Source organism: Collinsella aerofaciens (genome assembly GCF_015558785.1).
Classification (GTDB): domain Bacteria; phylum Actinomycetota; class Coriobacteriia; order Coriobacteriales; family Coriobacteriaceae; genus Collinsella; species Collinsella aerofaciens_P.
The window spans coordinates 109,133-124,323 of record NZ_JADMOP010000002.1 but is presented as its reverse complement, the minus strand read 5'-3'; the positions used below and the strand labels follow the sequence as shown (position 1 = coordinate 124,323).

Sequence of the window (15,191 nt, the reverse complement as noted above, 5' to 3'; positions counted from 1 at the left end):
AGGACGCTCGACTCACACGAGTCGAACGCCCTTCCTCAAATGGACTTATCCTCAGATTACGCTGAACGGCTCAACTAGAAGCTAACGTCGAAGCCAGCGCCAGCGCCCTCTTCATCGGTGGTCGGCACGCCCTTTGCCTTGTTGTAGGCAAAGATCAAGACGATCGGCACGATAAAGGCGATGAGATTGCCGGCCACATACCACACGAGCGTCTCGGGCGTAACGATGAGCAGGCCAAGCACACCGGTCAGACCCTGACCGATAGCGCGCACCTCAAAGAGCTTCACGAAGGCACCGCCGCAGCCTGCACCGATGCAAGCGCAGACGAACGGGATGATCGAGTAGCGCATGTTTGCAGCAAAGATTGCGGGCTCGGAGATACCGACCAGCGTCGGGATAAAGGACGACATGCAGATGTTGCGCTCTTTGGAGTGCTTCTTGTGGATGAGATACATGCCGATGGCGCCGCCGCCCTGGGCGATGATGGAAACCGACCAGATGGCCTGGATGTAGTTGAAGCCGGTCGTGGCAACAAGGTTTGCCTCGATACCCTGGATGAACTGATGCGTACCGGTAACGACGAGCGGCTGCAGGAACGCGGCGAAGACAAAGGCACCAAAGACGCCCATCCTGTTGTACAGGATATCGATTACGCCGGCGAGGACGTCACCGATCAGGTTGCCGAGCGGGCCGAACACGGTGAACAGGGCGACGTTAGCAAGAATCAGGGTAACGGTCGGGACAAAGACGAACGAAACGACCTCGGGGATGTACTTCTGGGCAATCTTTTCGACCTTGGCCATAAACCAGGCAGTCAGGATTGCAGGGAATACGCCGCCCTGGAAAGCAACCATGGGAATGGATAGCGGACCGAAGTTCCAGTACTCAGCACCCGTCGGGTCCATAACGAACGTGTTGCGGTTCATAAGGCTCGGGTGAACCATGACGATACCGACGAGGATGCCCAGGATCGGGTTACCGCCAAAACGCTTGACCGCGCTGTACATAACCAGGACAGGCAGGTAGTCGAACGTGGTGGCGATAATGGCAAAGAAGCTTGCGAGGTTCTTGAGGAACTCGCTGTGATCGGCGAGGCTGCCTTCCATGCCAAAGAGGCCGTTGGCAACGATCAGTGACTTAAGGCCGATGATGATTGCAGCGCCGACGAAGGCGGGAATGATGGGGATAAAGATGTCCGAGAATACCTTGAGGACCGAGAAGAACTTGCCCTTCTTGTCCGCCTCAGCGCCCTTGACCTCGGAAGCACTGATCTCCTTAACGCCCGTCAGAGCCATAAACTCATCGTAAACCTTGTTGACGGTACCGGTACCGAAGATGATCATGAGCTGGCCGCTGTTGTACAGCACGCCCTTGACGCCATCGATGTTCTCGAGCTCGGCCTTGTTGTATTTGCTCGTATCCTTGAGCACCAGACGCAGACGGGTCACGCAATGCGTGGCGCCCTCGATGTTCTCCAGTCCGCCGACGTTGTCGACGACTTGCTGGGACACTGCCTTGTAGTCCATGTTCCTCTCCATTCCTTTTCTAAATCATAAAACGGTTCGTTGCCGCTACAGAGACGCGATCGTTGCGTTTGCGCACTTGAGCGCACCGTCGGTGACGGTAAGCGCCACACCCTGGCCCTGCTTGTTGCAGAAGCGAGCGTTGAGCGCAACATCATCGACAAAGATGGTCGCGATGTCGTCGTCGACGACCAGACGCACATGGTGAGTGCCCTCGCCCTTAAAGAACAACGGACGCTCGAGGCCCATGTTGTTGACCTGGAACCACGGGTACTGGGGAGCCGGCGTGAACTCGAGCTTGCCCTCGCGCAGGTTGGCGCGGAACTCATAGGCAAGACCGGTCTCGGCGTCCTCGGCGAACTTGACCGAGAAGCCGGCAGCGTTACCGCCGAGCTCAATGTCGGCATCGAGCAAGTAGGTGGAGCCGGCATCCGCGGCGAGCACCTGCTCGACCTTGCCCGACTCGCAGGAAAGCTCAAAGGTCTCGACTGCCTTAGCCTCGCCAAAGGCGCCAAGCATGCTGTCGGGGAGCTTGGTGCCGAGCGTTCCGTCGGCACGCTGAACGATCTCGAGGGGCATAAAGGTGCCACCCCATAGGTAAGAGCTGGGGTCGCCGCCCTCGTCACGCGTAGGAACCCAACCAAAGAGAACGCGACGCTCGCCATCGAATGCGGTGCGAGCGGCGTAGTACGCGCGGCCGTCGAAGGAGTCGTCAGCGGGGGTAATCCAAGGACCGTTGATGGACTTGGACATGCGGTAACGGGTCTTGTTGCCGTCGCTGTACTCGGAAAAGACGAGGTACCACCAGTCGCCCATCTTAAAGAGATCAGGCATCTCAAACATGGTGTACAGGCCCGGGTTCCACCAGTCGCCCTGGAACTCCCAGTTGGTCAGATCCTTGGAGGTGAACTTGACCAGGCGGCCGGTCATCAGACGCTTGTCCTCGCCCACACGCGTGCCGAGGATGAGCATGTACTCTTCGTTCTCCTCATCCCAAAGCACAAAGGGATCGCGCCAGTTGCGGTCATCGTAACCCTCCTGGGGCGGAAGCAGCGTCTCGGCGATGTTCTTCTCCCACTTGACGGCGTCGTCGCTCGTTGCGTGAAGAAGAACCTGCTTCATCAAACGTGCGCGGACCTTATCGCGATTGCAACCAGTGTAGAGCGCATGGTACTTGTCGCCCACCTTAAACACCGTGCCGGCATAAATGTACTGGTCGACTTCCTCGTCGCCGCCGCGCTCAAGGCTCTCGCCAAAGTCCTTGTAGTTGACGAAATCCTTGGTCGTAGCGAGTGCCCAGCCAAACGGCTCTCCGAAAGGTTCGGGGTTACGCGTGTCACGCTGATGATAGAGATAGAACGTGCCGTCCTCGCCGTACGGCATGATGTCGCCTACCCAAATTCCCTCAGGCTGGTAATACACCTTGTGCATCCGAGACTTCCTTTCCACGACATACTAACTCGGTACAATGGCAAGATATGTCAATCGTTTTCATGTGTCAAACGTTTTCACACCAATACGTCTTTTCGCAGTTCCAGTCGTCGGTAAACGGTTGACATATGCCGGCGAACGGTCATCAGAGGCGTTTGAGGAATTCTTTTGGCACGGGATGAACTACGCGGTTTTGCCCTCAATGAGTTCAACGGGGAGCTTGATATTCGATTCGGGATTATCGCCGTTAATAAGAGCGATGATGGATTGCGCCGCGAGCTCTCCGATGCGATCGATATCTTGACGTACGGTTGTTAAGTCAGGCATAAACGTCATAGTTCGGCGGGCACCATCCGCGCCCACGACCTTAATATCGTCTGGAGCGCTCAAGCCACGCTGCTTCATCACGTTGAGACAGATGGCCGCCATCGTATCGTCTCCCGCAAAGATGCCGTCAATATCGGGGTTCTCATCGAGGATCTTCGCAACGACCGCGCCCTTTTCGTCGTCGGGCTTAACGAACTCAACCTCACGGACAAGCGCGGACAAACCGGCCTGCTCAACAACATCGAGGTAGGCATCGGTACGCTTATTGGCAGGCATGCGCATGCGGCTATTGCTGCGCAGGCACAGGATACGCCTGCAGCCGTCATCAATCAGACGGCGCGTGGCGAGCTCGCCAATGCCATAGCTGTCACTTGCAATCTGGACAGAGCCCTCGCCAAGATCGCAGTCGATGCCAACCAGGCTCAAGCCCATCTCGGCATATGCCTCGGCACCGATATTGAGGGAGTTGACGATGACGCCGTCGACCATATTGCGGCGGAGCATGTCAATATAGGAACGCTCAAGATCGGGTCGATTGGCGCTGTTGCACAGCAACATCTTAAAGCCGTTTTCCGCTAACGTGCGCTCGACCGCCTGCACAACCTGAGCATGGAACGGGCTGCTCACAAAGGGAACGATCATACCGATAAGATTCAGGCGACCGTTGAGCATGGCACGGGCGATATCGTTGGGCGTATAGTTGATGCGCTCCATCGCGGCATGGACCTTATCGCGGGTCTCTTGGCTAATATAGCCGCGATTATTAAGCACGCGAGATACCGTAGTAGGCGAAACCCCCGCCACCGCTGCAACTTCCTTGATGCCAGGCTTAGCCGTATCCTTAGAACGAGCACTCTCGCGAGCCATAGCACCCTCCCCCATCAACATGTCATACGTTTACATACGAACAAAGCATACCCCAACAACGGCGGGAAGACGGTAACAGTACAAGTAAGTAAACGACTCATCCAAATAATTAGGAGAGTTCCGCCCAAAGGGTGACTACACAGGACCCCCGCCGGGCCGCTTTGGGTTACTTTCCAAAACAATCCGCAGGACGCAAAGGGCTCCGCCGCGCGAAGCGCGCAGCGGAGCCCTTTGCATGTCCGAGGACGTTTTGGAAAGTAACCCAAAGCGGCCCGGCGATCCTGCGGGAGTTAAATCCCTTTAGAACTTGTTGTGGAAGGTACGCGCAATGACCTCGTCCTGCTGCTCCTTGGTGAGCGTGTGGAAGTTCACGGCATAGCCGGAAACGCGAATGGTCAGCTGCGGATACTTCTCGGGGTGAGCCTGAGCGTCGAGCAACGTCTCACGGTTGAAGACGTTGATGTTCAGGTGGTGGCCACCCTTCTCGGCGTAAGCGTCGAGCATGTGGACCAGGTTATCGGCCTGAGTCTCAGAAACTTCAGAAACCTTCATAATGTGTCTCCTTCGATCGATAGGCGCCGGCCGAAACCGGCGCACTAATCAGTAATCGTTATTGTTAGTATAGCACTAACAATAGTTACTCGCCCAGCTGATCAAGGTCGATATCGCCAAAGAACACCTGGTCCTCCTTGCCGAGCGCACTCGGGATGATAGAGAAGGTGTTGGAGATGCCGTCCTGAGCATCGCGGAACGGGAGCTTGGAAACCGAAGACAGCGAAGCGATGGCGCCGTGGCTATCGCGCTTGTGCATGGGGTTAGCACCCGGGGCGAACGGCTGGCCAGCCTTGCGGCCGTCGGGCGTGGAGCCGGTCTTCTTACCGTACACGACGTTGGAGGTAATGGTCAGAACCGAGGTCGTGGGCACGGAGTTGCGGTAGGTGTCGTTCATGCGGATGTACTCCATGAACTGGTGCACAACGTCGTGAGCGATCTGGTCGACGCGGTCGTCGTCGTTACCGTACTTGGGGAACTCGCCCTCGGTCTCGAAGTCGACGATGATGCCGTTCTCGTCACGGACGGGGTGGACCTTGGCGTACTTGATGGCGGACAGGGAGTCAGCCACGACGGAAAGGCCAGCGATGCCCGTAGCGAACCAGCGGTGCACGTGCTTGTCGTGCAGAGCCATCTGGATACGCTCGTAGCAATACTTGTCGTGCATGTAGTGAATGATGTTCAGCGAGTTGACGTACACGCCAGCGAGCCACTTCATCATGTCGTTGTACTTGGCCACAACGTCGTCGTAATCGAGCGTATCGCCCTCGACGGCGCGATACTTGGGGCCGACCTGCTTCTTGGAGACCTCGTCAACACCGCCGTTGAGTGCGTACAGCAGGCACTTGGCCAGGTTGGCGCGAGCGCCGAAGAACTGCATCTCCTTGCCGATGCGCATGGAGGACACGCAGCAGGCAATGCCGTAATCGTCGCCGTGATAGACGCGCATGAGGTCGTCGTTCTCGTACTGGATCGAGGAGCTGGCGACGGAAGTCTTGGCGCAGAACTTCTTGAAGTTCTCGGGCAGACGGGTCGACCACAGAACGGTCATGTTGGGCTCGGGGCTGGTGCCCATGTTCTCGAGCGTGTGCAGGTAGCGGTAGCTCATCTTGGTAACGAGCGTACGGCCGTCAACACCCATGCCGCCGATGGACTCGGTGACCCACTGCGGGTCGCCGGTGAACAGGGCCTGGTACTCGGGGGTACGGGCGAACTTGACCATGCGGAGCTTCATGATGAAGTGATCCACGAACTCCTGGATCTGCTCCTCGGTGAAGGTACCGTTGGCAAGGTCGCGCTCAGCGTAGATGTCGATGAACGTAGAGGTACGGCCGATGGACATAGCAGCGCCGTTCTGCTCCTTGACGGCAGCAAGGTAGGCGAAGTACATCCACTGGATGGCCTCCTGCGTGTTGGTAGCAGGGTTGGAAATGTCGAAACCATAGGTCTCGGCCATCATCTTGAGCTCGCCGAGGGCGCGGATCTGCTCCTGCAGCTCCTCACGATCGCGGATGTTGTCGGCGGTCATGACCGTCGGGGTGGAAGCCTTCTGGGCCTCCTTGTCCTTGATCAGGTAGTCGACACCGTACAGGGCGACACGACGGTAGTCGCCGATGATGCGGCCGCGGCCATAGCCATCGGGCAGACCGGTGATGATGTGAGCCGAGCGGCAAGCACGCATCTCGGGGGTGTAGACATCGAAGACGCCAGCGTTGTGGGTCTTGCGCTCGAAGGTGTAGCGCTCAACAACGTTCTCGTCGACCTTGTAGCCGTGCTGGCTGGCAGCCTGGCAAGCGATGCGGATACCACCGTTGACGTGCAGAGCGCGCTTGAGCGGCTTGTCGGTCTGGAGGCCAACAATGGTCTCCTTGTCGCGATGGGCATTATCGATGTAGCCAGCGGGGTGGCTCACGATACCCGTGACGGTCTTGGTGTCCATATCGAGGACACCACCCTGCTCGCGCTCCTTAAGCAGCAGGTCGAGAACCTCGCCCCACAGCTCCTTGGTACGCTCGGTCGGACCTACGAGGAACGACTCGTCGCCCTCGTAGGGGGTGTAGTTCTTCTGGATGAAGTCTCGGACGTCAACCTCTCCCGTCCAAATGCCTTCCTTGAAGCCTTCCCATGCCTCCTGCATTGTGTAACCACGCTCCTAGTTACGTGTAATGCGGCGCTCTCTCACACCGCTGCTTATTGAATTCTTGAATGTTCGGCTTGCACTACCGGCTTCTTCCGTTCTTCACCACACGTTGGTGCAGGAAAAACGTTTGTCCACCTTGGAACTACAACCCAAAACCCAAGATTTCACCCGTTTGAGAAGGATAACATAGCGACCCTCTCCATCTGGGCTGTTATATGTTTCTTTTTTTATATCATAAGGGCGTTTTTTACAAATCCGCAGGAAATGCGAGCGCGAACAACTACCGTTCACCGATTTGTTTAGTTTTTTCCTTGCCTTTGTACGACGTTCACTCTAGCTGTTATGCCAGCTTTAGCAGGGTAAAGTACCTCTGAGTAGGCTTTAGGACATGCCTAACGATCTGCCCCTAACTTTGCTGGCACCGACGGTGTACGGAGGTCGCCTAAAGGTAGTTTTCTAGGCATGTCCCAAAAATCTTCCGTATAGGGCGCGCGTGCAGGGGTATCATCTTTCACCGAAAATAGTTTCTAGTGTTAGGGGTTTTCGGTGGAAGATACCGATTTCCATGAGCTTGGGCGTCAGCTCCTTACCGAGTTTGGCAGCATGCACCAGCGCGTTTCGCGCTTTGCCGACCAGGCTCTGGGTGGCGAGATGGCCGTCATGCGCGCCCTCATGCGCGCCGGCGGCTCGCTCACGCCGAGCGAACTCGCCGATCGTGCCTGGGTCTCGAGCGCCCGTATCGCCAATATCCTGCGCGCCCTCGAGGCCAAGGGCTGGGTCGAGCGCGAGCACTCAAAGACCGACCGTCGTCGCGTACACGTCACGGTGACCGACAAAGGATTCCAGGTTATCGAAATCAAACGTCGGGAATTCGAGGACCGCACCGCGGCCTTCCTCGAGCAGCTTGGCGAAACAGATACCCAAGAGATGGTGCGCCTTCTTAGACGTGCCAACGAAATTATCGACCGCAATCAAGAAAGGAGAGATGCCGAGTGAGGATTCTCAAGCTCTTTAAAAAACATATCCTGGCACTGTTCGCAGCTATCGTACTTATCGTAATCAGCTGCAACGCCGATCTGGCGCTGCCTACCTATATGAGCGACATCGTCGACGTGGGTGTACAGCAAGGCGGCATCGCGTCGCCCGTACCCGACACCATCCGCGCCGAATCGCTCGACGACCTCGAACTCTTTATGAGCGCCGAGGACGCCAAGACGGTAGAAGCTGCGTTTGGCAAGGCAGACAAAAACGGGATTCGCACGTACAAGGGAACCGAGGATGAGCGCGCCGACGGCAGCAAGCTCGCCGATATCATGAGTCTGCCCGAGACCGTCGTCCTTTCGCTCAACCAGGGTATTGACGCCAACTCCATGGGTGACATGATGGGCACGTCCGGTGAGAAAGACAACAGCGGCGCCCAGGCCATACCCACGCCCGAGCAGATGGCGGCGATGACGCCCGAGCAACTCGCCGAGATGCAGCAGAAGGCCGCAGCGGCGCAGAACATGCAAAAGCAGATTGATGCCGACGGCGGCAAGATCACCATGAAGAGCCTGCGTCTAGGCGTTGAAGGCGGCCTAATCGACCAGGGCAAGCTCGTCGAGGGCGCCAACGATATGGCGGACAAAATGGGCTCCATGTCGGGCTCCATCGTGACTCAACGCGCCGTGAGCTATGTGCAAGACGAGTACAAGGCGCAGGGCATCGACCCCGCCGACGTGCAGAACGCCTACCTGGGCCGCATGGCGACCACGATGTTTGGTCTGTGCCTAATCTCGCTGGTCGCCACCATCCTGACCGGTGCCGTGGCTTCGCGCACCGCCTGCTCCATCGCCCGCGACCTGCGCCGCGAGACCTTCAACAAGGTTATGCACTTCTCGCCGGCCGAGGTGGGCAAGTTTAGCCAGGCCTCGCTCATCACCCGCTGCACCAACGACATTCAGCAGATCCAGATGGCCGCAACCCTGTTTATCCGCATGTGTCTGATGGCCCCCGTCATGGGCATCGTCGCCGTCATGCGCGTCCTGGCCAACCATACCGGCCTAGAGTGGACCATCGCCGTGGCCATCATCGCGGTCTCGGCCGTCGTCGGCGTGCTTATGGGCCTCACCATGCCCAAGTTCAAAAAGATGCAGAGCTTTGTGGACCGCGTGAACCTTACCGCCCGCGAGCTGCTCGACGGCCTTATGCCCATCCGCTCGTTCAACCGTGAGGAGCATGAGCTCGAGCGTTTTGACAAGGCTTCGCTCGACCTGATGACCACGCAGCTCTACACCAACCGCGCCATGAGCTTCATGATGCCGCTCATGATGCTCGTCATGAACTGCATCACCGTGCTTATCGTCTGGTTTGGCGCGCAGGGCGTGTCCGACGGCGTGATGCAGGTCGGCAACATGATGGCGTTTATCTCCTATACCATGCAGATCGTCATGGCGTTTATGATCCTCACCATGGTTTCGGTTATCCTGCCCCGCGCCGAGGTCGCAGCCGAGCGTGTGGAAGAGGTCATCACTTGCCCCACGAGCATCAACGACCCTGTCTCGCCCAAACTGCCCGCGGCCAGCGCGCCGCGCGGTGAGCTCACCTTCCGCGACGTGAGCTTCCAGTATCCCGATGCCCGCGCCGATGTCATCAGCGGCGTGAACTTCACCACGCATGCCGGTCAGATGCTCGGCATCATTGGCTCCACGGGCTCGGGCAAGTCCACGCTCGTGCAGTTGATTCCGCGCCTGTACGACGTCACGGGCGGCAGCATTTCGCTCGACGGCATTGACGTGCGCGACATGACCCTTTCCGAGCTGCGCCGCCGCATCGGTTATATTCCGCAGCAGGGTCGTCTGTTCTCGGGTACCGTCGAGAGCAACCTCAAGTTTGCCGGCGACATGGTGAGTGACGAGGATATGCGCCAGGCAGCACGCGTCGCCCAGGCGGAGGACTTTATCGCCGAGCGCGAGGGCGGCTACGACTCCCCCATCAGCCAGGGCGGCTCCAATGTTTCGGGCGGTCAGCGCCAGCGTCTGGCCATCGCCCGCGCGTTGGCCAAAAAGCCCGAGGTCGTGGTGTTCGATGATTCGTTTAGCGCCCTCGACTACAAGACCGACGCGCGCCTGCGCGAAGAGCTGGCCAAAAACGTCACCGACGCCGCGCTCGTGGTCGTGGCCCAGCGCATCGCGACCATCATGCACGCCGACCAGATCATCGTGCTCGACGACGGCCACGTAGTGGGCACCGGCACGCACGAGGAGCTGCTGCGCAGCTGCCCGGCGTACCTGGAGATCGCACAGTCACAGCTTTCCGCCGAGGAGCTGGGGCTTACCCAAGAAGAAATTGCAGCCGTCATGGAAGGAGGCGAGCGCTAATGGCAGACGAGACCAAGACTCAGATTCCCAAGCCCACCCGCCAGCGTGGTCCCATGGGCCGCATGGGCGGCATGCGTCGCGGCGAAAAGGCCAAGGACTTTAAGGGCACCATGAGGCAGCTGCTCGGCTATATCGGCCAGCACAAGATTGCCGTGTTTGCCGCCGTCGCCTTTGCCGTGTGCTCGGTCATCTTTAACATTGTGGGACCCAAGGTGCTCGGCCAGGTTACGACCAAGCTGTTCGAAGGCCTGGTCGCCAAGGTCAACGGCACCGGCGACGTTGACTTTGACTGGATCGCCAAGACGCTCGGCTTTTTGCTCTGCCTGTATCTGGCGAGCTCTGTCTGCAGCCTGGTCCAGGGCTGGCTCATGACCGGTGTCACGCAAAAGATCTGCTACCGCATGCGCAAGGAGATCGCAGCCAAGATTGCCGTCGTGCCGATGAGCTACTTCAATGGTCACAGCAAGGGCGATGTGCTCAGCCGCATCACCAACGACGTCGATACACTCGGCCAGTCGCTCAACCAGAGCGTGACGCAGCTTATTACGTCCGTCACGCAGATTATCGGCGTGCTCGTCATGATGCTGTCGATCAGCCTGCCGCTCACCGGCGTCACCGTGCTCACGCTGCCGGCCGCCGCGATTATCTTGATGGTGATGATTCACTTCTCGCAGCCGTACTTCCGCGAGCAGCAGCAGGTCCTGGGCACCGTCAACGGCATTATCGAGGAGGATTTTGCCGGCCAGAACGTCATTCAGGTGTTCGACCGCGCCGAGGCTTCGATCGAGGAGTTCGACCGCCAAAACGACCGTCTCTTTATTAGCGGCTGGCGCTCGCAGTTCCTGTCGGGCCTGATGATGCCGCTTATGAGCTTGGTGGGTAACATGGGCTACGTGGGCGTCGTCGTGGTGGGTGCGCAGCTCGCGCTGACCGGCAATGCCACGCCCGGCGACATCCAGAGCTTTATCCAGTACGTTCGCAACTTTACGCAACCCGTGCAGCAGCTGGGCAACGTGAGCAACACGATGCAGTCGATGGCCGCTGCCACCGAGCGCGTCTTTGAGTTCCTGGCCGCGCCCGAGGAGGAGCAGAAGGCCGGCGCGCAGATTCCCGAGAAGCGCCCCGGCCACGTGGAGTTCGACCACGTAAAGTTTGGCTACACGCCCGACAAGACCATCATCCACGACTTTAGCTGCAAGGCGCAGCCCGGCCAGACCATCGCCATCGTCGGTCCCACCGGCGCCGGCAAGACCACGCTCATCAAGCTGCTGCAGCGCTTCTACGACGTGGACGGCGGCTCGCTGCGTGTCGAGGGCGTCGATGTGCGCGACTGGGACCGCGCGGCACTGCGCGGCGAGTTTGCCATGGTGCTGCAGGACACTTGGCTGTTTAACGGCACCATCCGCGAGAACATCCGCTACGGACGCCCCGACGCGAGCGATGCCGAGGTCGAGGCCGCTGCGCGCGCCGCACGCTGCGACCACTTTATTCATACGCTCGCCGGTGGCTACGACTTTATGATCAACGAGGAGGGCACCAACCTGTCGCAGGGTCAGCGCCAGCTCGTGACCATCGCCCGTGCCATTTTGGCCGACCGCCCGGCACTGATTCTGGACGAGGCGACTTCCAACGTCGATACCCGTACCGAGGAGCTCATTCAGCGCGCCATGGATGCGCTGATGCAGGGCCGCACCAGCTTTGTCATCGCGCACCGCCTGTCCACGATCCGCAACGCCGACGTGATCTTGGTGATTCGCAACGGCGACATCGTCGAGAAGGGCACGCACGACGAGCTGCTCGCCCAGGGCGGCTTCTACGCCGACCTGTACAACTCGCAGTTCGACGAAGCGGCGTAAAAACCGACGGCAAACAACCGCAATGCCAAGAAAACGGGGACGCAGGACAACCTGCGCCCCCGTTTTTGTTCTACGGCCCTTGAACCGCCTCCCCTGGGACCTGATTGACAGCCCCTTCGAGGCCCTGTGGGCAAAAAATGGCAAATATGAGTACTGTTACCTTTTTGGTAACAGCCAAAACCGCCTCAAACGACCTCCTTGCGGCCTCTATACGCCTTCCAATTAATCAAAACGCCCGTTAGCGGGCTTCTGCGTGCCAACGTTAATGAACATATTTTTCACTTTGTCTATTATCTTGCTAGACCGATATGATACTAAGATAGCAACCGTACTCATATTTGGCATTTTTTGCCCACGGGGTGTTTCCTGGGGAACCGACAATAGCCTTAGGGTCCCGCGCGGCGCCGCTCCCTCCCGGCATCCGCCGACGTTTACCCAGATAAAACCTGCCAAAATAAACCTGTCCCTTTTTGGTAGGTTTCGGGGTGACAAGGGCTTGCACTTTAGCGTGCGACAGCGGATAATGCCGAGCATTCGACAATACGCTTATTGCTCTTTCTATAGATTGAGGAGACCCCTATGGCCATGGAATTCAAACGCAGGCTGCCGATCCCCATGGAGATCCGCGAGGAAATGCCACTTTCTGCCGAGCTTACCGCCAAAAAGCAGGCATTTGACGCCGAGGTCGCCAAAGTCTTTACCGGCGAGGACGCACGTAAGGTGCTCATCATCGGCCCGTGCTCTGCCGACCGCGAGGATTCGGTGCTCGAGTATATGAACCGACTGGCCAAGACCGCCGAAGAGGTCAAGGACAAGCTCATCATCATTCCGCGCGTCTACACCAATAAGCCGCGCACCAAGGGCACCGGCTACAAGGGTCTTCTGCACAACCCCAACCCCGAGGCTCCCGACGACCTGCTCGAGGGCGTCAAGGCCATCCGCCACATGCACCTGCGCGTCATCGAGGAGACCGGCTTCTTCACCGCCGATGAGATGCTCTACCCGTCCAACTACCAGTACCTCGTTGACCTGCTGAGCTATGTTGCCGTGGGCGCACGCTCGGTCGAGAACCAGGAGCATCGCCTGGTGTCGAGCGGCATTTCGGTACCCGTCGGCATGAAGAATCCCACTGCCGGCTCTACCACCGTTATGCTCAACTCCATTTACGCCGCGCAGGCGCACCAGAGCTTCATCTTCCGCAACTGGGAGGTCGAGTGCGACGGCAATCCGCTCGCACACGCCGTTATGCGTGGCTACATCGGTCTCGATGGTCGTACCTACCCCAATTACCACTACGAGCACCTGGAGCGCCTGGCCGAGCGCTATACCGAGCACGCCGGCTACGCCAACCCGGCGGCGGTCATCGACTGCAACCACGACAACTCGGGCAAGCGCCCGCTGGAGCAGTACCGCATTTGCAAGGAGGTGCTCGACAGCTGCCGCCGCAACGAGTCCATCTCTAAGCTGGTCAAGGGCTTTATGATCGAGTCCTACCTGGAGGACGGCAACCAGCCGGTCGACGGCGGCGTCTTTGGCAAGTCGATCACCGACCCGTGCCTAGGCTGGGAAAAGACCGATTACCTCATCCACGAGATCGCGGAACGTATTTAGTTACGCGGTTTTACCAAACCGCGTAACGGCTCGACGCTGCAAACCCGCCAGAACGGCAATCTGCCTTTCAGCTTCGACGGCATGACCAAAAGGTCAATGCCGCCTCGCTTCAAGGCACCTTGCTCGCTCTGGCGGGTTTTCGCTGACGTTTTTCGACCTGCATCGTTGCCAGAGTTGGCACCAATGACTAATGCGGTAGCAAGCTACGTCGGTCCGATTGATCGGCTGGGTTTTCGAGGTGCCCCAGGTCGCCGCGAAAGAGGAGCGAAGCGTACTTTGATGAACGGCAAGGTGCCGTGCCTCGGGAAGACAAACAGTTACGCCGAGGGTTCCTGCTGCGTGATGCAGTGGATGTTGCCGCCGCCGAAGACGACCTGCTCGGACTGAACGCCGACGCACTTGTAGACGCCCTCGCCCCAGACCTCGTTATAAATCTTCTGGAGCGTGTCAACGGCCAGGTGATCGTTCTCGTCGCCGTACTGCGGGACGATAACGCCGTGGTTGGTGACCAGGTAGTTCATGTAGGAGGCGATCAGCGGCTCGTCGGCAACGCGCGGCTCGGCGTTCTCGTCGGCGTCGATGGTGTCGCAAGAAGCCTGGTCCATGAACAGCGGGTTCACAGGCATACAGAGCTTGTAGACCTTCATCTTGCGGCCCTTGGCGTCAACGGCGTTGGAGAGGGTCTCGTAGACAGCGTGGCACTGCTCGTAGAACGGATACTCGGGATCGTCGGTCCAGATGCAAGCCATGACGCCCGGAGCGATGAACGTAGCGACATCATCGATGTGGCCGTTGGTCTCCTCGGGGTCGATGCCCTCCTTAACCCAGATGACCTTCTCGACACCCAGGTAATCCTTGAGGTGCTCGTCCATATAGGCGCGAAGTTCCTCACTCCAGGGCTCAAACTTCTTGTGGAACTTGGGCCAGATGGACTCGGGATCCTCTTCCTCCTCCAGAACCGCAGAGCAGGTGCGGCCCGGGGAAAGCAGGCACTGGTCGGTCACGACCACGGTGCCTTCGCCGTCGACGGTAATGGAGCCGCCCTCGAGGATCATGTCATCGGGACGATAGCGACGGCAGCCGGAAAGCTCAGCCATCTTAAGGGCAATCTGCTCGTCCTTGTCCCACGGGAAATAGAGGCCGTCGACGAGGCCGCCGTAGGCGTTGAAGTGCCAGTGGTTGGCGCGCTTATCGCCCTTGCCATTGATAACAAAAGTGGCAGCGGTGTCGCGGAACCAAGCGTCGTCGGTGGTCATCTCGATAACGGTGACGTTCTCGTCTTCCTCAAAGGCGGCCTTGCAGTTGGCGTAGTCGGCCTGGTTTGCGCACATGGTGACCGGGGTGAACTCGGCGATGGCGCGAGCGATGGCGGCATACTGCTTCTGAGCCGGCTTGGCGCCGTGGGTCCAGGTGTCGGTGCGGTGGGGCCAACCCATCCACACGCGATCCTGCGGAGCGAACTCAGCGGGCATAAAGAAGCCGTCGGCCTTAGGGGTGGACTCGGACTCGGTGATCGTACGCATAA

At 58.8% G+C, this 15,191-nt stretch carries 10 protein-coding genes; 4 read left to right on the top strand and 6 right to left on the bottom strand.

The window, feature by feature from the left end:
* Window positions 1–74: 74 nt before the first annotated feature.
* From I2G40_RS01650 to pflB, 5 genes are all read right to left on the bottom strand, one after another.
* Window positions 75–1,526, bottom strand: a complete 1,452-nt coding sequence (locus I2G40_RS01650; protein ID WP_195543965.1) for a PTS transporter subunit EIIC — start codon at window positions 1,524–1,526, stop codon at window positions 75–77.
* Window positions 1,527–1,571: 45 nt separating this feature from the next.
* Window positions 1,572–2,954, bottom strand: a complete 1,383-nt coding sequence (locus tag I2G40_RS01645) for a family 43 glycosylhydrolase (RefSeq protein WP_035137642.1) — start codon at window positions 2,952–2,954, stop codon at window positions 1,572–1,574.
* Between the two features lie 183 nt (window positions 2,955–3,137).
* Window positions 3,138–4,148 (bottom strand): LacI family DNA-binding transcriptional regulator, encoded by a 1,011-nt coding sequence (locus I2G40_RS01640; protein ID WP_229090598.1) that lies wholly within the window; start codon window positions 4,146–4,148, stop codon window positions 3,138–3,140.
* A gap of 300 nt (window positions 4,149–4,448) precedes the next feature.
* Complete coding sequence (gene grcA3 / locus I2G40_RS01635) at window positions 4,449–4,700, bottom strand: autonomous glycyl radical cofactor GrcA3 (RefSeq protein ID WP_117746636.1); 252 nt, start codon at window positions 4,698–4,700, stop codon at window positions 4,449–4,451.
* 85 nt (window positions 4,701–4,785) lie between these two features.
* Complete coding sequence (gene pflB / locus I2G40_RS01630; protein WP_195543963.1) at window positions 4,786–6,837, bottom strand: formate C-acetyltransferase; 2,052 nt, start codon at window positions 6,835–6,837, stop codon at window positions 4,786–4,788.
* Window positions 6,838–7,386: 549 nt separating this feature from the next.
* Here pflB and I2G40_RS01625 point away from each other — a divergent pair.
* From I2G40_RS01625 to I2G40_RS01610, 4 genes are all read left to right on the top strand, one after another.
* Window positions 7,387–7,836 (top strand): MarR family winged helix-turn-helix transcriptional regulator, encoded by a 450-nt coding sequence (locus tag I2G40_RS01625; protein WP_195543962.1) that lies wholly within the window; start codon window positions 7,387–7,389, stop codon window positions 7,834–7,836.
* Window positions 7,833–10,199 carry an ABC transporter ATP-binding protein gene (locus I2G40_RS01620; protein ID WP_195543961.1) on the top strand — a complete coding sequence of 789 codons (2,367 nt, stop codon included), beginning with the start codon at window positions 7,833–7,835 and terminating at the stop codon, window positions 10,197–10,199. The genes I2G40_RS01625 and I2G40_RS01620 overlap by 4 nt, the downstream gene beginning before the upstream one ends.
* On the top strand, window positions 10,199–12,055 hold the full coding sequence (locus I2G40_RS01615; protein WP_195543960.1) for an ABC transporter ATP-binding protein: 1,857 nt from the start codon (window positions 10,199–10,201) through the stop codon (window positions 12,053–12,055). The genes I2G40_RS01620 and I2G40_RS01615 overlap by 1 nt, the downstream gene beginning before the upstream one ends.
* Before the next feature lie 579 nt (window positions 12,056–12,634).
* Window positions 12,635–13,666, top strand: a complete 1,032-nt coding sequence (locus tag I2G40_RS01610; protein ID WP_006234851.1) for a 3-deoxy-7-phosphoheptulonate synthase — start codon at window positions 12,635–12,637, stop codon at window positions 13,664–13,666.
* A gap of 317 nt (window positions 13,667–13,983) precedes the next feature.
* On the opposite strand, the gene I2G40_RS01605 is transcribed toward I2G40_RS01610, so the two are convergent.
* Window positions 13,984–15,189: an agmatine deiminase family protein gene (locus tag I2G40_RS01605; protein ID WP_195543959.1), complete on the bottom strand. Its 1,206-nt coding sequence runs from the start codon at window positions 15,187–15,189 to the stop codon at window positions 13,984–13,986.
* Between the last annotated feature and the right edge of the window lie 2 nt (window positions 15,190–15,191).

Coding starts and splice junctions, on each gene's coding strand:
- I2G40_RS01650 (WP_195543965.1), bottom strand. CDS start 1,526: ATGGACTACAAGGCAGTGTCCCAGCAAGTCGTCGACAACGTCGGCGGA.
- I2G40_RS01645 (WP_035137642.1), bottom strand. CDS start 2,954: ATGCACAAGGTGTATTACCAGCCTGAGGGAATTTGGGTAGGCGACATC.
- I2G40_RS01640 (WP_229090598.1), bottom strand. CDS start 4,148: ATGGCTCGCGAGAGTGCTCGTTCTAAGGATACGGCTAAGCCTGGCATC.
- grcA3 (WP_117746636.1), bottom strand. CDS start 4,700: ATGAAGGTTTCTGAAGTTTCTGAGACTCAGGCCGATAACCTGGTCCAC.
- pflB (WP_195543963.1), bottom strand. CDS start 6,837: ATGCAGGAGGCATGGGAAGGCTTCAAGGAAGGCATTTGGACGGGAGAG.
- I2G40_RS01615 (WP_195543960.1), top strand. CDS start 10,199: ATGGCAGACGAGACCAAGACTCAGATTCCCAAGCCCACCCGCCAGCGT.
- I2G40_RS01610 (WP_006234851.1), top strand. CDS start 12,635: ATGGCCATGGAATTCAAACGCAGGCTGCCGATCCCCATGGAGATCCGC.
- I2G40_RS01605 (WP_195543959.1), bottom strand. CDS start 15,189: ATGCGTACGATCACCGAGTCCGAGTCCACCCCTAAGGCCGACGGCTTC.